Source organism: Pirellulales bacterium, from assembly GCA_019636345.1.
GTDB lineage: Bacteria > Planctomycetota > Planctomycetia > Pirellulales > Lacipirellulaceae.
Map to the genome: position 1 here is coordinate 159,794 of JAHBXQ010000001.1, position 19,978 is coordinate 179,771.

Annotated in this window: 14 protein-coding genes and 1 pseudogene; 6 read left to right on the top strand and 9 right to left on the bottom strand. The window is 66.7% G+C overall.

What is annotated here, in order from left to right; genetic code table 11:
• Positions 1–75: 75 nt before the first annotated feature.
• Positions 76–1,065 carry a terpene cyclase/mutase family protein gene (locus KF688_00580; protein ID MBX3424147.1) on the top strand — a complete coding sequence of 330 codons (990 nt, stop codon included), beginning with the start codon at positions 76–78 and terminating at the stop codon, positions 1,063–1,065.
• A gap of 7 nt (positions 1,066–1,072) precedes the next feature.
• A complete protein-coding gene (locus tag KF688_00585; GenBank protein ID MBX3424148.1) occupies positions 1,073–2,443 on the top strand; it encodes an NPCBM/NEW2 domain-containing protein in 1,371 nt (456 codons plus the stop codon).
• 33 nt (positions 2,444–2,476) lie between these two features.
• On the opposite strand, the gene KF688_00590 is transcribed toward KF688_00585, so the two are convergent.
• Positions 2,477–4,615, bottom strand: a complete 2,139-nt coding sequence (locus KF688_00590) for a hypothetical protein (GenBank protein MBX3424149.1) — start codon at positions 4,613–4,615, stop codon at positions 2,477–2,479.
• A gap of 294 nt (positions 4,616–4,909) precedes the next feature.
• On the opposite strand from KF688_00590, the gene KF688_00595 reads away from it, so the two are divergent.
• Complete coding sequence (locus KF688_00595) at positions 4,910–5,170, top strand: hypothetical protein (GenBank protein MBX3424150.1); 261 nt, start codon at positions 4,910–4,912, stop codon at positions 5,168–5,170.
• Positions 5,171–5,521: 351 nt separating this feature from the next.
• Positions 5,522–6,802 (top strand): ATP-dependent Clp protease ATP-binding subunit ClpX, encoded by a 1,281-nt coding sequence (gene clpX / locus KF688_00600; protein ID MBX3424151.1) that lies wholly within the window; start codon positions 5,522–5,524, stop codon positions 6,800–6,802.
• 115 nt (positions 6,803–6,917) lie between these two features.
• Here clpX and KF688_00605 read toward each other — a convergent pair whose 3' ends face one another.
• From KF688_00605 to KF688_00630, 6 genes and pseudogenes are all read right to left on the bottom strand, one after another.
• On the bottom strand, positions 6,918–7,526 hold the full coding sequence (locus tag KF688_00605; GenBank protein ID MBX3424152.1) for a CHRD domain-containing protein: 609 nt from the start codon (positions 7,524–7,526) through the stop codon (positions 6,918–6,920).
• A gap of 295 nt (positions 7,527–7,821) precedes the next feature.
• Complete coding sequence (locus tag KF688_00610) at positions 7,822–8,934, bottom strand: aminotransferase class I/II-fold pyridoxal phosphate-dependent enzyme (GenBank protein MBX3424153.1); 1,113 nt, start codon at positions 8,932–8,934, stop codon at positions 7,822–7,824.
• Between the two features lie 64 nt (positions 8,935–8,998).
• Positions 8,999–9,952 (bottom strand): DMT family transporter, encoded by a 954-nt coding sequence (locus KF688_00615; GenBank protein ID MBX3424154.1) that lies wholly within the window; start codon positions 9,950–9,952, stop codon positions 8,999–9,001.
• Positions 9,953–10,142: 190 nt separating this feature from the next.
• A complete protein-coding gene (locus tag KF688_00620) occupies positions 10,143–11,408 on the bottom strand; it encodes a hypothetical protein (protein MBX3424155.1) in 1,266 nt (421 codons plus the stop codon).
• An 80-nt stretch (positions 11,409–11,488) separates the two neighbouring features.
• On the bottom strand, positions 11,489–12,034 hold the full coding sequence (locus KF688_00625) for a hypothetical protein (protein MBX3424156.1): 546 nt from the start codon (positions 12,032–12,034) through the stop codon (positions 11,489–11,491).
• A gap of 379 nt (positions 12,035–12,413) precedes the next feature.
• Positions 12,414–13,550, bottom strand: a pseudogene (locus KF688_00630) (hypothetical protein).
• Between the two features lie 381 nt (positions 13,551–13,931).
• On the opposite strand from KF688_00630, the gene KF688_00635 reads away from it, so the two are divergent.
• Both KF688_00635 and KF688_00640 read left to right on the top strand, forming a co-directional pair.
• Positions 13,932–14,939: a hypothetical protein gene (locus tag KF688_00635; protein ID MBX3424157.1), complete on the top strand. Its 1,008-nt coding sequence runs from the start codon at positions 13,932–13,934 to the stop codon at positions 14,937–14,939.
• Positions 14,940–15,219: 280 nt separating this feature from the next.
• A complete protein-coding gene (locus tag KF688_00640; GenBank protein MBX3424158.1) occupies positions 15,220–16,737 on the top strand; it encodes a succinate CoA transferase in 1,518 nt (505 codons plus the stop codon).
• Between the two features lie 10 nt (positions 16,738–16,747).
• Here KF688_00640 and KF688_00645 read toward each other — a convergent pair whose 3' ends face one another.
• Both KF688_00645 and KF688_00650 read right to left on the bottom strand, forming a co-directional pair.
• The gene (locus tag KF688_00645; protein MBX3424159.1) at positions 16,748–18,232 is read right to left on the bottom strand and encodes a sulfatase; all 1,485 of its coding nucleotides are present in this window, start codon (positions 18,230–18,232) and stop codon (positions 16,748–16,750) included.
• A gap of 102 nt (positions 18,233–18,334) precedes the next feature.
• A complete protein-coding gene (locus KF688_00650) occupies positions 18,335–19,813 on the bottom strand; it encodes a hypothetical protein (GenBank protein MBX3424160.1) in 1,479 nt (492 codons plus the stop codon).
• Between the last annotated feature and the right edge of the window lie 165 nt (positions 19,814–19,978).

Genomic DNA, 19,978 nt, shown 5'->3' on the forward strand with positions numbered 1-19,978 from the left:
GCAATACGCCCCGCGCGGCGGCGCGCGATTCCGCATGCGGCGGTTGTCGCGGCGGTCGCAATCGCCGTAGGAACGATGGCACCGCAGTCGGCGCGGGCTGGCGACGGGTTGTTCCCCCAATCGGATCTGCTCACCCCCGCCGCTGAGCAGGCGGCAGTTCGCGGTCTGGCATATCTCGTCGAGCGGCAGACGGAGGACGGGGCGTTCCGCGCAAGTCGTTCCGGGGGGAACGTCGCGATCTGCGGATTGGCCGGCATGGCGATGCTCGCCTCGGGAAGCACGCCCGGTCGCGGGCCGTACGGAGAGGCGCTAGACCGGTGCCTCGACTATCTGTTGGCCAACGTCAGCGAGTCCGGGGTCGTTCTTGCCCCGACGGCGACGACCAACCAAATCATGTACGAGCACGGTTTCGCGGCGCTCTTCCTGTGCGAGTGCCACGGCATGGCCGCGCGGAACGACCTGCGTGACAAGATTTCCGACGCGGTGCGCGTGATCGTCGGTTCGCAGAACGAGGAAGGGGGGTGGCGCTATCGCCCTGCGCCGCGCGACGCCGACGTCTCGGTGACGGTGTGCCAGTTGATGACGCTCCGCGCGGCCCGCAACGCGGGGATCGCCGTGCCGCGGGAGACGATCGACCGGGGGCTCGACTACGTGAAACTCTGCCAGAACGACGACGGAGGCTTTCGCTATATGCTGACTGCGGGCGAGGCGACGAGCGAATTCCCGCGCTCCGCCGCGGGGGTCGTCGCGCTCTACAACGCGGGAGTCTACCATGGCGCCGAGATCGATCGCGGTTTGACGTACTTGGACCAGTTCCGCCCGCAGGCCGAGCGAGAAAACATGGTTCCCCACTACTTTTACGCCCACTACTACGCCGTGCAGGCGATGTGGCACGCCGGAGACGAGCGCTGGCGCACCTGGTATCCGGCGATCCGCGACGATCTGATGTCGCGCCAGCAGGAGGACGGCTCGTGGCGCGACGGCATCGGCAGCGAGTACGCCACCGCGATCGCTTGCATCGTGTTGCTTACCCCCAACAACTACTTGCCGATCCTGCAGCGATGACTCTCCAATGAAACGGCTCAAGCGACTTTGCTCTCAGCCATTTCGCTGCGGATTCCTTCGCCTCCAGGCACAGGGATCGGAACGGATCGACCCGGAAGTCGCCGTCCTGGGCATCCTGCTGGTCGCGACTGGCCTGTTGGGTCGCGGCGATTCGCATGGTGCGGAACCGGTCCCTCGCGAGCTTGTGCTGCTTGGCGATGCGCGGGTCGTCGCCGTGTGGACGGGAGGCGACGCGGCGAGCGGGCTCCGATTTCAGACGGCTGCCGAGGTGTCCGCGGTCGAGGCGATCGAGCAGAGGACGCTCGCGCTCGACGACTTCGTCCGGTGGGGGCTCCCGCAGCGTTGCGCGGCTCGCCGCGAGGTTCGCCTCCGCGACGGATCGCGTCTTCCGCTGGCCGAGTCGTGGCTGGGGCCCGAGCCGTTGACGCTGGCCGGCGACGCCGCGACGGCGAACGTGGCCGGAGTCGGCGCCGTGACGCTGCGTCGCGGGGAACTCGCCAGTGTCGGCCTCGGCCTCCCCGCCGATCCGGTGCGTCGCGCCGCGGCTGAACGCCAACTCGCCCGCGCGGCTGCGGGACACGCGGGGCGCGACGTGGTGCTGCTCGCCGCTGGCGACGCCGTGACGGGAACGGTCTGCTCGATCGGCCCAGTCCCGGCGCCGGCCAAGGGCGCCCAGATCGACATCGACAGTTCGCTGGGGAGGCTGACGTTGCCGCTCGATCGGATCGTCGGCGTTCGTTTCGCCGCTGCGACCGAATCGTCGCCGGCCGTCGGCAATGCGCGGTTGTGGATCGCGCTGGCCGAGGGCGCTCGGCTTTCCGCGGCCGACCTGCGCGAGCAGCCGGACGGCTTCCGCGTTGTCCTGGCCGGCGGAGCCGTGTGCGAACGCATCGACCGCCGCGCAATCGTTGCCATGCAGAGCTTGGCGCCCCGGGTGCGTTACCTTTCCGATCTGCCGACGGCCGAGTACGAGCAGTCGCCCGAACTCGCGGCGAGGTGGCCGCTGGTTCGCGACGCGAGCCTCGGCGGAGGGCCGCTGTCGGTGCGCGGAATGCAGTACTTCAAGGGGGTCGCCCTCCACGCGCCCGCCCGGGTCGAATATGTCGTTCCGGCGGGGGCTGAGCGATTCGTCGCCGCGCCGGCAATCGAGGACTCCGCCGCCGGCGGAGGAAGCGTTCGCTGCCGGGTGCTCGTGCAACGGGATGACGACGGATCCTGGCAGGCGGCGGCCGAGTCGCCCGTGCTTCGCGGCGACGACAAGCCGACGTCGATCGTCGTCGAGTTGCTCGGCGCCCGTCGCATCGCCCTCGCAGTCGACGCGGCCGATCGGGGCGACGAACTTGATCGCGCGGCCTGGCTCGACGCCCGGTTCGAGTAAGGCTTCCTCCCTAGAGTTGAAGCGTCCCGAGAATCAGCCCGCCGGGCGAACGGCGCGCAGCCGGCCGACCGGTTGCGGGGCTTCGAGCAGCACGGGATTTTTTAGCTGCGCAAAGCCGATGTTCCCCGCTTGATCTCGGACCTCGACGCGCAGGAAGAGTCGCTCGGGCAGATGCCGTTGAAGCCGCCAGTGAAACTCGCCCGAGTTCTCCAAATTGGCCGCCGCAGTCGACCACGGGCCCGTCTCGTGGCTGCTGTAGAGGATCGTCACCGGCCGTTCGGCGAGATTCGAGTCGGACGCCGACCAGCGGATTCGCAGCATCTCGGCGGCGTCTCCTTGCCCGCGCTCGGCGCCGAGCAGGTTGACCCCCGGCGGGTGGAGATCGACGTAAACGTACATCTCGGGTTTCTCGCCGCTGGCCGGGGGCGGGGTCGCTGCAGCGTTGGCGCCGTGAATGACGATTCGCAAGCCGAACAATCCCCCGCCCGGCGCCGCGACCCGCACGGGGCTGCGGCTGTCGGGATCGACGGCAAAGCTGCGCCACGTGGCGCCATGGTCGGACGTCCCCCACAACTCGACGCGAGCGACCCCCCATTCGCCGGCTGTGCTGACGTCGTACTCGACCTCGAAGGTGCGCGAGTTGACGAGCATGGTCCCCGGGGGCAAATCGCCCAGCGGAGCGGCGCCGGCGGCAAGCCACGACGGCGACGATCCAGAGACCGCAGCGAACGGATTCTCAGGCGAGCTTGCCGCCGTTCCGAGCGGGTTGAACGGTCGCGAGGCCGCTTCGCCGACGGTCGCTTCGGCGCTCGCGGCGAACGGGTCGGCCGCATACACGGTCCGCCCGCCGCTCGAGGCAGGGTGGGCGGCCAACCGCGACGAACTGGCGTCGAACCCGCTGGCCGCGGAACGTCCTGGCGCCGCATAGGGATTGTCGACCGGCGGAGCAGGGCGGTCGGGGCGTGAGGAATTGGCCTGCAGCGAATTGTTGTCGCCCATGTCGAGATCCGCTTGCCCGAAATCCGAGTGGCTTCCCAACCCTGCCGGGCTTCTAGGGGCGTTGCTGGCCGGCCAGAGTTGCGGCGTCGCGGCGCCAGCACGATCGCCGGCGATGAGCAGCGACGGAATCTCCGCGCCGCGAAGCGGCGCGGCACTTGCCGCGGGACCCAGCGCGGGGCCTTCCAAGCCGGGGCCTTCCGCGCCGGACGCGACCGGAGCGGGCGAGTTCTGGCGCGGGGCGCTCAACCCAGGCGCCCCGAAGCTGGGGCCTTCCAGTTCGGGGCCGGTTGGCTGGACTGCGGGCGTGGCGGGGCTTGTGGCCGCAGGAGCCGACGCATCAAACGACGGAAACGGAAACTGCGACGCACCGGGCGTCGCGGCCTCGGCAGCGACCAACGCGCCTGGCGTCCCTCCCTGCGGCGACGACGGACGTGTTGGCTCGCCGACTCCTGTCTCCGCCGTTGCCGTGTTTCCCGCGCGGTCGGCAATTGCGACGCGGAACCGCAGCTTGGCCCCCGTCTCGGCCGGCGCCCACGTGACTCCGCCGAGCAGGCGATCGGGTCGCGTCATGTCGGGGGGACCGACTTGAACCGATCGCCATGCCCGGCCGCTTTCGCTGACTTCGATTCGCAAGGTCTCGGGGTTGAGCGTCGCATCGCTGACGTCGTATCGCAAAGTGGTCGATCCGGCGATGCCGGCGGACGCCTCGAGCTTGATCGTCGGGCGCGTGCCGTCGACGACGACGCGCAATTGCGGCGTCGAGATCGTCGCGGGCGTCAGCCGGCCGGCCGAGTCCTCGACCTGCACGGCGAAATAGTACTCGCCGTCTCCGGGCGCGCGGTAACTGAAGCCCCGCACCTCGGGCCGCGCTCGTTGCAGCATGTCCCAGGCGACGCCGTCGCGCGAGGCGAGCAGGCGGACCTCGCGCATCGATCCGGCCAGGAACTGCTGCGGGTCGGGTTGAAAGGGGATGAAGAACGTCGGTTCGCGCCAGTAGAGCGGCTCGAGGCGGCGCGGGTCGGCGACAGGAGGTGCGTTGACGCCCGCCGCAAAGGTCTCGGCGGCCCAAACGCCCAGAACGATCGCCAGCGCGGCAGCGCATTGCCGGCGGCTCCCGGCTCGCCGAGGAGACGGCGTGCTCGACGAACGAACAGATTGGTTAAGGCGGGGCATCTCGACGGCCGAGGCGGTCGGGGGAGTTGTGGGCGACGATGACCTGTCGGCGCAGGGCGCCGCGCTATCAGCCGCTATCGACAGAAGCAGCCCGGGCCCCTCAGACTGCGGCAATCCGGTCGACGTGGCGCAGTGGGCGAAATGTCGCGGTTGGGGCAAGTTCTGCCGGCGCCGGCCGGGGCGCGGTCCCGGCGCGCTAAACTGGACTGGTTAGGCCGACTGCGCCATAATGCCAGCAACTGGGGCGGAAGTTTCACGAACGAGGCGGCCGAAGGCTGCCGGCGAGCAACAGCGATGACCGACTCGGCCGATGCCTTGATGCGCGCTGTGGTCCTTGCGTGGGTCACCTTTCTGATCACCGCCGCGGGGATGAGTTTGGTGCGAAAATGGCGGGATCGCGCCAATCGCGCCGATGGCGCCAGCAACGAGATGATGACAAACTTTCGCGAGCTTCATACTCGCGGTGGTCTGAGCGACGAAGAATTCCGAACTATCAAGGCGAAGCTCGCTAGCAGCGTCAAGACGGAACTCCACGAGAAGGGAAGCGCCGGATAGTTCCGGCTGTTCCCGTGTTGACGCCGGCAGCGGCTGTCGCGGTTGCCCGGCGGCCCGCGACGAACGTGGCCGAACCTTGTGCAGAAAGTCGATGAACGAGGCCAGTCGGGGCGACGTATAGAGAGCGACGACGACGGGCTCTCAGGTGAGAGCAGCTCGAACTGGGCGCGTCAAGGACGGCTCGCCGGGTATGAAGGAAGGGCGCCCGAGCGACGGGTTAGGCCGGATTTCGGCCGATCCCCGCTCGTAAGCCGGGTAACAACTCCCCTCGAGCGACAACGTGACACGCCATGCGGCGCATTGGGACGGCGATGCCCCAATCGCGCTGCGACGACGCAAAGGAAGAGTTGCATGCCCTCCGGTAAGGATTTGACCAGCGGCGGTCGGCGCGGCGCCGCCTCCAAGAAAAACGCCTTCTGCTCGTTCTGTCGCAAAAGCTACCGCGACGTCGGGCCCCTCGTCGAAGGCCCCGGCGACGTTTACATCTGCGGCGAGTGCATCGAACTGTGCCAGTCGATCCTCGACCAGGAACGGAAACGTCGCGGCTCCAGCAAACAACTGTTCGCCAAGATCCCCAGCCCGCGGGAGATCATGGCCGAACTTGACGAGTACGTCATCGGGCAGGAATCGGCCAAGCGCGTCCTGTCGGTCGCGGTTCACAGCCACTACAAGCGGCTGATGGCCGCCGAGGAGGAGTCGGACGTCGAGATCGACAAGTCGAACATCCTGCTCGTGGGTCCCACGGGTTGCGGAAAGACGCTGCTCGCCAAGACCCTGGCTCGCAGCCTGAACGTCCCCTTCGCTATCGGCGACGCCACGACGCTGACCGAGGCCGGCTACGTGGGCGAGGACGTCGAGAACCTGCTGCTCAAGCTGCTCCATGCGGCCGACTTCGACATCGAGGCGGCGCAGCGCGGCGTGCTCTACATCGACGAGATCGACAAAATCGGCAAGACGAGCCAGAACGTCTCGATCACTCGCGACGTGTCGGGCGAAGGGGTGCAGCAAGCCCTGCTCAAAATGTTGGAAGGCACCACGGCGAACGTCCCCCCGCAGGGCGGCCGCAAGCACCCCGAGCAGCAGTACATCCAGATCGACACCACGAACATCCTGTTTATCTGCGGCGGCACCTTCGACGGCGTCCAGGACGTCATCAAGAAGCGGCTCGGCAAGCGTTCGATCGGCTTCGGTCAGAAGGGGGAAAGCGCCTCCGAAATGACGCTGGGCGAAACGCTTGCCCAGGTCAATGCCGACGACATCATCGAGTACGGCTTGATTCCCGAACTGGTCGGCCGGTTGCCGGTCGTCACCTCGCTGCAACCGCTGGGCGAGGATTCGCTGGTCCGCGTGCTGCAGGAGCCGAAAAACGCCCTGATCAAGCAGTACCAGCACCTGTTTGCGATGGAAGAGGCGGACCTCAAGTTCACCGAGAAGGCCCTGCAGGCGATCGCCCACAAGGCTGCCCAACGCGAAACGGGCGCCCGCGGGCTGCGGTCGATCATCGAGAACGTGATGCTCGACATCATGTTCGATCTGCCCGACCAACCCCGCGGCAACCGCTACGTGATCACCGACGACATCGTCGACGGTCGCGAGAAACTGTTCGGCGAACCGCCGGCGAAGAGCGCGTGATTCGCTTGCGGATTCCGATTGGATCGAATCAACCCGATCCCAACAGCCAGAGCCTGGTCGAGCGACGTGCTCGACCAGGCTCTCGGTCATTTCGGTCGTCCGGCTGAACGTCGCGTTACGCGACGACTCGCGCACGCCGGACCATCCTCCGCGCCACGACCCCGCAGGTCGCCAGTCCGATCAGGGCGATCGACGACGGTTCGGGAACGAACGTGGGAAAGCCGCGGATTTCGCCCCCGGGAAACGTCGTCGAGTGGATGTTGAAGTACATCTTCCCGGCGTCGAGACCGTTGACGAAGGCGCCGAACGCGCCGGCGGTCCCCCCGTTGTCGTTCACAAAGGTCTGGTTGCCGTTGTAGCTGGTCGTAAGCAGCATGTTGAAAGTTTCATCCATCGATCCCGAGGTGACTCCGATAGGAAACCCAGGATAAGAGGGCGTTTGCGAGATGACCGAGGCCAGGGGGTTGGCCGGAGCATCAGGAATTGGCCCATGGATGTGAGCGGCAGTCGTCGTTCCGACGAGGCCGGTGAAGTTCGCCTCGACGCGCATCGTGAACTGATCGAGATCGACTGTCACGCGGACAAACCCCGTGCCGGGCGAGGCGTTGGGCGGAAACTCGCTCGGGCCGTCCATAAACGCTTCGTAGATTCGAACGTGGGCAAAGGCGAACGAAGTCGCTAGAACGCCCCACGCCAAGCAGCAATGCGTCAGCATGCGTTTCACGAGAACTCTCCTTGTCGAAAAGATGATGGAAGCAAGCCGCAACGACGCCTCGGCGGCTTGCCAGGAAATTCCTCACGCCATCAGAGCGCCGTGATTATGGCGCCGTTGTCGAGGGCAAGGCAAGCAATTTCGCGAGAAGAGCGGCGTTGCATCGGCCAGGACTCGAAGCGGCCGCGAACGGTACGCGAGGCCGCGTCGCCTGGATGCAACGAAAGTCGCGAGAAACGGCGAACTTCCAAATAATCCGAAAACAATGCAAGCCATGCGACCCGTCGCGACAGACGGCGTGGCGCCGTTAGCCGCGGAGCCGGCGGAGCACGTCGAGCCCGCGCGCGAGCGTCGCTTCGCTCGCCGCGTAGCTGATGCGAAAGTGCGTGTCGCGCGCCGAGAAGATTCCTCCCGGGATGACGAGCAGTTCGTTCTCGATCGCCCGCGCAACGAACTCGCTGCCGCTGCCGGCGCAGCGGGGGACCTTGGGAAACACGTAGAACGCGCCGCCGGTCGGTGCGACTTCGTACCCCGCGTCGCGGAGCCCGTCGACGATCAGGTCGCGGCGATCGGCGTAGATGCGCGCCTGGGCGGTCATGTCGACGTCGAGCGCCGCTGCGACGCCCCATTGCAGCGGGTGGGGCGCGCAGACGAAGGTGTACTGCTGGAGCGCCGTCAGCTTGTCGATGATCGCCGCCGGGCCGTGGATCCAACCCACGCGCCAGCCCGTGACCCCGTACGACTTGCTGAAGCCGTCGACCACGATCGTCTGCGGATTGTGCGCGGCGGGGGAGGGGAGGGCGCCGTCGTAGCAGAACTGCCGGTAGATCTCGTCCGAGAGCAAAGCGATGTTGTGCTTAGCCGCCAGTTCCGCGAGGTCCCGCACCTGCTCGGCGCCGGCGACGACCCCGGTCGGGTTCGCCGGGCTGTTCAGCAGAATCATCTTGGTCTTGGGGGTAATCGCCGCGGCGACCTTCTCGACGTCGATCTGGAAATCGGGATAGGTGTCGATCGTCACCGCCCGACCGCCGACCATTCCCACCAGCGCCGGATACATGACGAAGTAGGGGTCGAAGAAGATCGCTTCGTCCCCCGGGTCGATCATCGCCAGCATCGCCATCACCAGCGCTCCGCTGGTGCCCGAGGTGACGAGCACCTTGCGATCGGCGTGGCCGTACTCGGCGTCGATCTGCGCTTGCAGTCGGGTTCGCAAGTCGCTGATGCCTTGCGTTACGCTATAGCCGTTGCGATCGTTGCGGATGGCGTCGATCGCGGCGTCCTTCACCGCGTCGGGCACGGGGAAGTCGGGCTGCCCGATCGACAGATTGATCGGGTCCTTCATCTTCGCGGCGAGGTCGAACACCTTGCGGATGCCCGAGCTGTCGAAATTCGCGGTGCGCTGGGCGAGCCAAGGATGCATGAGGAGCGATCGGAGGTCAGAGGTCGGAGTGTCAGACAATCAACGAAAGGGCGGCGCTTTGAAGTCAGTTTCTTATCGTCGTCGGCAACGTTGCCGGATTGCTGGCGGCGTCGGGATCGACGCCGAGGCTGGGCAACGGTCGTGCGGCCCCCCATTGTACCAACGCGACCATCGCCAGCACTCCCGACACCGCGGCGATTTGCAGCGGGGTGAGTCGCTCGTCGTCGACCTGTCCCCACACCAAGGCCAGCATCGGAACGACGTAGGTGACCATCCCCGCAAACAACGGGCCTTGCGTCTTCACAAGCCAAATGAACAGCAGAATGGCCGCCCCCGTGCTCACTACCCCCAGCAGCACGAGCGATCCGATAGCCAACGGCCAGTCGCGGGGCTCGGCGGGGCCTTGCAGATTCAGAGCGGTCATCGCCGCGGGGCTCATCCGCAGGGGCACGAGCGCCGCTCCCCCGATGGCCAAGAACGCAGTCGAGAGCGGCGCGGCCGGCAGATGGTCGAGCTTCCATTTGATGTAGGTGTTGCCCACCGCATAGCCGAGCGGCACGGTGAGGGCGAGCCCCAGATCCCATGCGCCGATGCCGCGTTGCGTGCCGTCGAGGACGACGAGCCACGCACAAGCCAACCCCCCCAACACGCCGACCAACTGTCGCGGCGTGGGGCGTTGCCCCAGCATGGGCATCGAGGCGAGAATGGTCACCAGCGGGACGAAGGTGACCATCAGCCCGAAGAACCCGTGTTCGCCGGCCTGCCGCATCACGTAGGGCTGGATCAAGAACGGCCAAGTGTTGGCCAGCAGCGCAACAATCGTCAGGTGGACCCAGTCGATCGGTCGGAACTGCGCCCAGGTTCGCCGCGCCAAGCAGTACACGGCCAGCACCGCGGCTCCCCCCAACAGCCGCGCCATGCCGACCCCCAACGGCCCGACGGCGTGCATCGCCCGATCCATGAGGATAAAGCTGGCGCCCCACACCACGCAGATGAACAGAAAGGCGAGGTAGGGCATTGCGCACGAGCGGGGAGCGGAAACAAGCGCCGTGCCGAACGACGGCCGGCAGCGGGCGTACCACGCCATCGTACCGCCCGTCCGACGAACCCTAAAGCCCTGCCTGAGGCACGCGTCATCGCATGCCAAGCCATCGGCTGTCGTCACCCTACGGAAGAGTGCGATGGGGTCGCTTTAGCGCCGCGGCGCTCTACCGCACGCGCACCTTGAACTGCAACACGCCGCCGTCGCCGGGTTGCAGAGGTTCGTCGATCTCCCAGCGGAGGATCAGCGAGCCCGCTTCGTTGCGGCTCGTCGAGAAGTCGGCTTTGGCGGTCGACTTCTGGCTCCCCTCGACGTACTCGAGCCGGGTGGTCAGATTGTCGACAATCGTCACATTGCCGATGACTCGGTCTCCCAGGTTATCGTACCGCAGCGTGAACTCAACCAGTTCGCCCTGCTGGGCCGAGCCGCGCGAGGCGAGCTTCACGAGTCGCAGCTTGGGATGGTTGGGTTCGTCGAGGCGATAGATTACGCCCGGCTCTTGGACGCTGACCTCGGCTTGCGCCCGATCGGCGTCGAGCAGCACTTGCACCGCTTGATCGCCCGACCACGAGACCGCGGCCAGCGACGAGCGGCCGATCTCGACCACGTCGCGGCCGACGATCTTGCCCGTGGTGATGATCGACAAATTCGCGTACGGCGCCAGCGAACCCAAGGCGGCCGCGACGCGCTGGTCGCGATCCAACTCGCCCGGCTGTTGGCGTTCGCGCAAGAGGCTCGGCGGCATCCGCATGCGGTCGATCGTCGGCTCGAGCCGAGCGGTGCGGGCCGCGACCCGTTCGCGTTCGTCGACGCGGGCGACCGCGGCGTTCTCGTCGACCGCTTCGACCATGATTGCCTGGTTGTAACCGACCGGGTCGACGACCCGCCGCACCACCCCGAACCGCGGGGCGTAGATGCACACTTTGTTGCTGGGGGTGACGACCGTCCGTCCGTCGACCGTGTCGTAGTGGGCGATCGTGTCTTCTTGCTCGAGCCCGGTCACGCGCCAATCGGCCCGCACTCCGGCGGGAAGTCCGTGATCGCCGCCGTCGCAGAGATACTCGTCGTCGGGTCCGCGGATCGAGCAGCTAGGACCGCAGCACGAGCAGCCCCCGGCGCACGGCTGCCAGGTGCACCCCGGCGGCAGGCAGCGCGCCGCCACCAACTGATCGGGGGTCAGATGAGACGGGAGTTCCGCCGGGGGTGCGTATTGAGCCGGAGCCACTTTGCCGTCGGAGGAGTACGTTACGTCGTCGGACGGAAACGACGGCGAGGGCGATTGTCGAGCGATCTTCGCCTGGTCCCCCGGCGGCACGGCCGAGCGGCACGAGCACATCAGCAGCGCCGCCGCGGCGATCACGCCGTAGCGAAACCACGCGGGGGCCCCGACGGGACCCGTGGCGAACGTCGGCGTGGCAACGGCTTGCGACATGAGAGGCAAAGGCCCGGCGGGCGAGCGGCAGGCTACAAGATAAGGGGGCGAACTTGCGATTGCGAAAGACGCCCGTCGCCTTAGCGGGCGAGCGGAGTCGTCGCGGGGCGTTCGGGGCGAGCTCGTTCGTACACGATCGCCGGTTCGGCGCCGTAGTTGAACGAGCCATCGGCTTGGTGCATATCAGGCGTGCGGGCGCCCATTCGCAGAATCGCGATCGGGCGCCCCAGACTGTCGGCCGCCACCAGCGGATCCTCGCCGGGGCCGACCTCCATCCACGGTTGCTCGTTGAGGCTCCCCTGAGCGATCGGCAGTGCGAGCGACGGGTCTTCGACGTAAATCACGCGGGTTACGAACCGCCCCTCGGCGGCCATCAGCAGTTCTTCCAGAGTCAGGTCCACCGGCACGGGGAACTTGAGCGCCTCCCCCGGCGGCGGGTAGAGTCGATCGATCAACTCGACTGTCGGAAACACTTCGACCCCCGGGTGTTCGGGGATCTGGGTGACTTGAAATCGGTACACAAATCCCACGTGCAAGCCTGCCAGCAGGGCGTCGGGTTGGGGCGCGCCGAACCCGGGCCCCGCGGCCGGGGCGATCCGCGCCCCGCGAGGGGCGCGAATCTCCACCGGCTGACAGTATCCAGACAACGGTCCGCCGCGCAACAGCCGCTGGCGTCCAATCGCTCCCGGAGGCATGGCGCCGGCGTGCAGCCAATGGGCTGGCCCGTCCTGCCCGGCCGCGAACCCGAGGTTCGCGATACAGACCAGCCCTGCCCAAAGAATTTTGCCAGCGGCTCGCTGGCGACGACTGCCGCAGCGAAGTGGGTGGCGAACCGTTGTCATTGGGATTCCAAAAAAAGATCCGACTCGATTACTGACAGTACTCGCATCCTTCGTCGTTGCACTTGTCGCAGCCGAGCCGCGAAGCGAGCCGTTCGCCCAAGGCCTTGTCGGCCGCGGGGAGAGCCGGCGGAAGCGTGCCGCCGAAGATCCGCAATGGTGCGCGATTCGTCTCGTCGATCTTCACGTGATTGACCGGCCGGGGATAATCCATGCCCGGACGCTGCTTCACCGAGATCTTCATCTTGTGAACCGGCGGCGGCATGAGCACGCGGGTCCGGTTCTTCATCACATGCTGCGTCAATCCCGCTTGGTGCCCCAGCGGAATATGGGGCGGTCCGGGCAGCCCGATCGGCGTGCCCGTGATCGGCATGCCGTACTGCGGACCCGTGACGCCGCTCACGAGATGGGGAGGCATCACTTGGGGCGAAAACCCCGTCGTCGGCATCCCCTGGGGACCCATTGGCGCCCCGCCGCCGTAAGAGCCGTAGCCGCCGTCCATGCACCCCTCGGAGTACTGGGCCGGATAGACCTCCCCGCCGATCATGCCACCTTGTCCAGGCGATTGCAGATCGAGGTTGCCGACCCGCAGGATCGCCAGGATCGAACCGCGACGGTCCGCTTCGGCGATCGGGTCGACGCCCGGATCAAGTCGCGTGCTGACGAGGGTTTCCACCCCGGCCAGCGCCAGCTCCTGGAACTCGGGATCCGGCAGGTAGATCACCTTGGTCACAAAATTGCCGCTGAGCACCTGATCGAGGTCCTCGTCGGTGAATTGCACCGGGATCGGGGCGTGAGCCAGGAACGCGTCGGTCCGCGGCGTCACGGGGGCGACTTCGAGCGTGGGATAGAGTTCCACGCCCGGACGCTCGGGCAGATTCGCGAGTTTCAGCCGATAGATCGCGCCTTGCGAGAAGTTCTGCCGTCCCGGCATCACCAGCGGGGAGGAGTCGAAGTACCCGCTTCCGCTGACGTCCCAAGAGACTTCGCCCCCCTCGACGCCGAGGAAGGCGATTTGCGAGTTGCTCCCCGCGCCCGGCATGGGCCCCATGGGGGGGCAGCCTGGGGGAGGTCCGCCCATGCCCCCCATCATTCCGGCGGGCATGACGCCTCCCATTCCTCCCATGCCCATCTGGGCCGAGGCGGGCGTGATGACGCCGGGACCGGGGCCGCCGACGCCGGGGCCCGGCTCCATCAGCCGCTGCGAAGGCGGCAGGTTATGGGCGACTCGACCTCCCACGCAGCCGAGCGTCATCGCCGCGGCGACGCAGCAGGCAGTCACAATGGACCACTTTCGTTTCATAACGTTCCCCCTGATAAGGCTGCTGGCGCCATCATGGACGCCGGCGCGCGAACTTCTCGGCACGTCGCCGCGCGGAGGCGTCGGTCGCCCCGCGACGCGGCTTGGTCGGTTTTCTCTGGTGTGCGAATCGAACGTTGTGGAGAGCGCCCCGGCGCCTCGGGCATGCTAGCGGTCGGCGGCGCGTCCTTGGGGCGTTTGCCGTGGACGCATCGCGACGCGAATCCCTAGAATTCGCGGCCAGCTTGCCAGGGGCCCTTCGCGGCCGAACGCTGCGTCCGTGCGGCGTCGGCGTACGAAGGGGGCTCCTCCGGGACTATTTGGTCGGCGCCGGAAGGCCCAGCTCTTTGGCAAAACCGCTAAAACCGGCAGAGGAAAGCCAACTTGCCTGAATTGCCTGTTCTGAAATCTCTCGCGCTCTGGCTTGTCGCCGCGACGGTCGCCGCCCAGCCGGCGGGCTGGCAGACCCCGCTGTCCGCGCCAGGCGCCGCGGCCCCGGCGGCCGACGGCAACCAGTTGCTGGCGCGGGCCCTCGACCGGATGGAACGCAACATGACCCTTGCGGCCAAGGTCCGCCATCGGGCGACCCTCGGCGAGGAAGAGTCGATCGGCGAGGGAGAGTACTGGCAGCAGGGGGTCGGCAACCACCGCCGCAGCCGCTGGCAAATGCGGGCTCGCGCCGGCGACGACACGCTAAGCCTGGTGCAGGTGTTCGACCGCCGCTATCTGTGGACCGACCGCCGGTTCGGCAAGAGCCGCCGCGTCACCCGGCTCGACATTCAACGGCTCCGTCGCGAGTTAATCAGCCGTAACGAGGAGGGGCCGGCGACGCCGACGATCGGGACCCCGTCGCCCGAGGACGCGGCTCTGTTGGCCCGCGGAGGACTCTCGCAATTGCTGGCCGATTTGCAGCGGCGATACGACTTTTCGCCGCCGCGCCCCGCGGTCGTCGACCGCACGCCGACCTGGGCGGTTGTGGGCCAGTGGAAGCCCCAGGAATTGGCTCAACTCTGGCATGGCGCCGCGTTCGACTCCGCCGCCGCGCCGCTGCCCCCGTTCGACTTGCACGCTTGGCCTGCGCAGATACCGCATCACGTCGTGGTGCATTTTGGCCAGTCGGATTTGTTCGCATATTTTATTGAGTTCCGCTCCGCGGCCGACGCTTCGGCGGCCACCGCCGTCAACGCCGTGACAAGCGTTCCCAAGCCGCTGGCTCAGTACACGTTGTTTGACGTCCAGTTCGCCGCGGCGATTGACCCGCAGATGTTCGAGTTCGACTCGCGAGACGTCGACTGGGTCGACGAAACGGCCGAAGTCGTCGCGGAGTTTCTCCCCGTGGCCGAGAAACTCGCCGAGGATCAAACCGCGATCCGCCATCGGGTCGTGCGCTGACCGTCGCGCCGCCCAGGGCGGGGCGGGCCGAAAATCACTGGACAATTCGGCGCCAATAGCCCGTTCGGCACGCCACTTGCCCGATCACGGATCACGGCCCGTTGGCGGAACGGTCGATGATCGCAACCATTTTGAGTCGTCCCTCGAGTCGCCGGCCGTCCCGCTAGGATTTCCCGCCGATAGCTGCCTTTTTTCATCCCCGCCTATCCGGCAGCATGGCCCCCCCGCTTGGGGAAGTGTACTGTGCAAGGAGTGTGCGGTTCCCAACCGGCGTAATTGCATGATGAATCATTATCCTCGACTGACGCCCGAAGAAGCCGCCCGCATCATCCGTGATGGAGACTTGGTGGCGTTCAGCGGGTTCACCCCGGCCGGGGCTGCGAAGGTCGTCCCCCGGGCCCTCGCGGAGTTCGCTCGCGCCGAGCACGCCTCCGGGCGAGACTTCAAGATCCGCATCCTCACCGGCGCCTCGACCGGCCCCAGCATCGACGACGTGCTCGCCGAGGCCGAGGCGATCAGTTGGCGGGCCCCGTACCAATCCTCCGGCCCGCTGCGCAAGCTGATCAACGCCGGCAAAGTCGAATTCGTCGACATGCACCTCTCGCACATGCCGCAGATGGTGCTGTTCGGGTTTCTCGGACAGATCGACGTCGCGGTCGTCGAGGCCTCCGAGGTGACGCGCGACGGACGAGTCTACTTGACGACCTCGATCGGCGCTTCGCCCACGTTTCTCCACACGGCCAGCAAGATCATCATCGAGGTCAACTCCGCCCAGTCGGTCCGGCTGAGCGACATGGCCGACATCGTCACCCCCAAGCCTCCCCCGTATCGCCCGGGGCTCGATCTGGAGCATCCGCTCGAGCGCATCGGCCGGTCCTATGTGATCGTCGATCCGAATCGGATCGTCGGCATCGTCGACTCGAACGAGGCGGACGAGTTGGGACCGATGGCCCCGGCCGACGCCACCAGCGAGGCGATCGCCGAATACGTCGTCGAGTTCCTGGCCCGCGAACTGGCCAGCGGCCGCTTGCCCGCCGACTTTTTGCCCCTGCAAAGCGGCGTGGGCAATGTCGCCAACTCGGTCATGGAAGGGATCGGGCGGCAGTCGGAAATCCCCGACTTCGTCATGTACTCGGAAGTGCTGCAGTCGGCCCCGTTCGAACTGCTCTGCAAGGGTCGGCTCCGCGGGGCGAGTACGTGCGCACTGACGCTCCTGCCCGAGCAGATGGAAACGCTGGTGGACCAGATCGACGAGCTGTCGCCGCGGCTCGTCCTCCGTCCGCAGGAGATCTCCAACAATCCGGCCGTGGTCCGCCAGCTTGGCGTCATCGCCATGAACACGGCGCTGGAGGTCGACCTCTACGGGCACGTCAACTCGACCCATGTCTGTGGTCGGCGGATGATGAACGGCATCGGCGGCAGCGGCGACTTCGCCCGCAATGCGTATCTGTCGATCTTCCTTTGCCCCTCGATCGCCAAGGGGGGGCGGATCTCGACGGTCGTGCCGATGTGCAGCCACGTCGACCACAACGAGCACACCGTGCACGTCGTCGTCACCGAACACGGTTACGCCGACCTCCGCGGCCTGGCTCCGGCGGAGCGAGCCAAACGGCTCATCGATCGTTGCGCCCACCCCGCGTATCGCGATTATCTGCACCGCTACCTGCGCAACAGCGGATCAGGGCACATTCGCCACGACTTGGCGCGATGCTTCGAGCTGCACGAGAACCTGGAGCGCTACGGCTGGATGCTGCCGGAGCTTTCGAGCGAGAACGTCAAGCTCGCAACGGTTTCTTGATCGCGCCCCTTCAATCGCGAATGGACAGCTCCGCTTTGAGCCGCCTGAGTTCCGCCGTGAGTTCGGACTGGATCAACTCCAGCGCGGGGTCGTCGTAACGGTTGCGCACTTCCTCGGGATCGGCCTCGAGGTCGTACAATTCCCAAGCGTCGATTTCGGTGAAGCGGATCAACTTGTGTCGTCCGGTCGTCACTCCTTCGTGACGCTCGACCGCGTGATCGCGCGTCGGGCCCTCGTGATAGTTGTAGTAGAACGAGGTTCGCCAGCCGGGGGCCTCGCTTCCTGCCGCCAGCGAGCGGAGGCTGCGGCCCTGCATCGCAGCGGGGATCGCCGCTCCGGCCGCGTCGAGAAACGTCGGTGCGAAGTCGACGTTCGACGCGATCCGCCCCTCGACTCGTCCCGGTTCCGCCACCCCTGGCCAACGAACCACCAGCGGCGTCCGCAGCGACTGTTCGTACATGAACCGTTTGTCGAACCAGCCGTGTTCGCCGAGGTAGAACCCCTGGTCGCTGGTGTAGACGACGATCGTATCCTCGGCCAATCCTGCCTCATCCAGGCAGTCGAGCAGTTCGCCGACGCTGTCGTCGACGCTTGCGATGCATTCCAGATAATCCTGCAGGTAGTGTTGATACATCCACCGCGTGCGAGCGTCTCCGGCCAGATTGAGTCGCTGGAACTCCTTGTAGCGCGGATCGATCGTCCGCTCCCACGCGGCTCGTTCCTGCGGCGTCATGTGGCCGTAGAGCCACGCGCGGTTGTTGTCGTCGGGGGTCCAGACCTTCAGGTCGGTTGACAGCGTCATCTGCGAGATCCGCATTTCAGCGGTACGGGCGGCTGCGCTGCGGGTCGCGTAGTCGTCGAGCAGGGTCGCGGCCTCGGGAAATTCCGTCGCGGCCGTTTCGCCCAGGTGGGCCGTCCCGGGATTCCACGGCCGGTGGGGCGCCTTGTGATGCACCAACAGGCAGAACGGCCGGTCGCGGTCGCGGCCCTTCTTGAGCCACTCCACGGCGAGCCGGGTCGTGATCTCGGTCACGTACCCCGGCTCGGCCCGCTGGCCCGCCGGGCTGATGAAGTCGGGTCGATAGTACTTTCCCTGTCCGGGCAGAATGTCCCAGTGATCGAACCCCGTCGGGTCGCTCTTGAGGTGCCACTTGCCGATCAGGGCGGTCTGATAGCCAGCCTGCTGAAGCAGCTTGGGGAAGGTGACTTGCGATCCGTCGAACGCCGTGTAGTTGTCGCGGACCCCGTTGTGAACGCCGTACTTGCCGGTCAGCAGACAGGCCCGGCTGGGCCCGCAGATCGAGTCCGTCACATAGCAGCGGTCGAACCGCACCCCCGCGGCCGCGATCCGATCGATGTTCGGCGTCTCGTTCAGGATCGATCCGTACGCCCCCACGGCCTGATAGGCGTGGTCGTCGGACATGATGTACAGAATGTTCGGCCGTGCCGCTTGCACGTCGCTCGCCGCCGCGGCGACGAGCGCGACCGCCGCCATGATTGCAAGACGCATGATGACTCCTGGGCCAAAGGAACGTCGGTTCAAGGGGACGAAGCCACACGCCTGCGGCTCATTCCGGGCGGCCGTTCGTCGGGACGACTACTGCTCGTCAGCCCGCAGTTCCCAGCCGAGCTTCTCGACCGCGCGGCGGGCCACAGGGTGCTCCATGAACAGTTTCCACACCAGCCCCGTCCGAGCGTTCTCGATCGCGACGATCATTGGCCCGACGTCGATGGCGATGTTGTCGTCGCTGGCGTGTTGCTGCTCGATGTTCAAGCTGTCGGCGAAGCCGAACCCTCCTGCGGCGGGGTCGCGCCACGCGAGCAACTCGCCGTCCTTCCCCCGAAGATGACGCATCGAGCGGAGTGCGTCCATGCTCTCGCGGGGGGTGAACACAATGGCCGAACCGGCCGCGTAGGGCGCCACGGTCCCGCCGCAGAAGTTGTCGCTGTTGCTCAGGTTAGGCTGGACGTCGGGCACCAGGTACGAGTCGCGACCGTCGGCGTTTCGCCCGCTGCTCGGGCTTAGCCCCCAGCGGTCCCCGGCTAAGGTGGGAAAGCTCCCCCCTGCCTCAATGCACCTCCAGCGGTGGGTGAGCATCGCGCGACGCGAATTCTCGAACCAATCGACCCTGGGGGCCTCGACGTCGAACCGCGCGGGCTCGTCCGCCTCGAAGCGACCGTAGTCGATCCACGAGTGGGCGAAGAAGTACGTGAACAGCGCCCCGTTCCAGGAAACAACGTACGGGGGCATGTCGCCGTGGCTCTTCACAGTTCGTTCGAGCCGATAGTAGTCGCGCGGGTTGACGGAGTAGTCCTCCCGCGGGGCGCCGACGGCCAGGAAGTAGACGAGGAACTCCTCGTCGCTGGCGATGTGCCAGTCCCACTCACGGTACTCGCCGGGGCCGTCCATCGTGCGATTGTCCGCGGGGCGCCACCCGAACGAGATCAAGTCCTTGGGCGAGTTGCGGTAGGATCGCCAGTTCGTGTCGGCGGCCATCAGGTCCGCCAGCCGGGCGACCTCCCCCCCGAAGTAAACGGCCGCAGGCAAGGCCCCGGCCAGCAGAAGGGCGTGGTCGACGGTGCTCGCCTGATCGACAACGTCCCCCGGGGGTTGCCCCCCGTCCGTGGAGTTGACGAAGTGGAGATAGACCCCGTCGTGCTTGTTGTCGGTCCGCTCGATGAGGGATCGCAGAATCGACTCCGCCCGGCTGGCGCCCTCCTCACGCGAGATCCATCCCCGCTCGACCCCGATCGGCAGGGCGGAAAGCTGGAACCCGACTCCCGCGGTGCTCGCCAGCGCGGTCAGGCATCGATCCTTGGCCAGTCCGGCCGGTTGACCGACTTCGTTCCATAGGTAGTTGAAACAGCCTCGTTGAATCTCTTCGAGCAAGATCTCGTCGGCGGGAGCGAACTTGTAAGAGCGGGCCGCTTCGGTCTCCGGGGAGCGGAGGATATCGGCGGGCTGGCCGGCGGGTTTGTCGGCAGCGGCAAGCCGGGAAGCGCCGGCTGTGACGACCAGGGCGGCTATCGCCGCCATGCCCAGGGCGTCCGGCCGCTGAAAACGGTTGAAAATCATGTCGGACCGACGGAGGAGAAGTCGTTGACAAGGGTGAGTTTCTCAGGCTATCCTTGTCTGAAAGCGCTGTCAACAACCGCCCCGAAATCCCGGCGGGCCCCCCGGGCGAATTTCGGGGGCGAGGCGCCCGATGTGCCTGCGTCTTCGACGCACTCGTCTCCCCCG

Coding starts and splice junctions, on each gene's coding strand:
- KF688_00580 (MBX3424147.1), top strand. CDS start 76: ATGGCACCGCAGTCGGCGCGGGCTGGCGACGGGTTGTTCCCCCAATCG.
- KF688_00585 (MBX3424148.1), top strand. CDS start 1,073: ATGAAACGGCTCAAGCGACTTTGCTCTCAGCCATTTCGCTGCGGATTC.
- KF688_00590 (MBX3424149.1), bottom strand. CDS start 4,615: ATGCCCCGCCTTAACCAATCTGTTCGTTCGTCGAGCACGCCGTCTCCT.
- KF688_00595 (MBX3424150.1), top strand. CDS start 4,910: ATGACCGACTCGGCCGATGCCTTGATGCGCGCTGTGGTCCTTGCGTGG.
- clpX (MBX3424151.1), top strand. CDS start 5,522: ATGCCCTCCGGTAAGGATTTGACCAGCGGCGGTCGGCGCGGCGCCGCC.
- KF688_00610 (MBX3424153.1), bottom strand. CDS start 8,934: ATGCATCCTTGGCTCGCCCAGCGCACCGCGAATTTCGACAGCTCGGGC.
- KF688_00615 (MBX3424154.1), bottom strand. CDS start 9,952: ATGCCCTACCTCGCCTTTCTGTTCATCTGCGTGGTGTGGGGCGCCAGC.
- KF688_00620 (MBX3424155.1), bottom strand. CDS start 11,408: ATGTCGCAAGCCGTTGCCACGCCGACGTTCGCCACGGGTCCCGTCGGG.
- KF688_00640 (MBX3424158.1), top strand. CDS start 15,220: ATGATGAATCATTATCCTCGACTGACGCCCGAAGAAGCCGCCCGCATC.
- KF688_00645 (MBX3424159.1), bottom strand. CDS start 18,232: ATGGCGGCGGTCGCGCTCGTCGCCGCGGCGGCGAGCGACGTGCAAGCG.
- KF688_00650 (MBX3424160.1), bottom strand. CDS start 19,813: ATGATTTTCAACCGTTTTCAGCGGCCGGACGCCCTGGGCATGGCGGCG.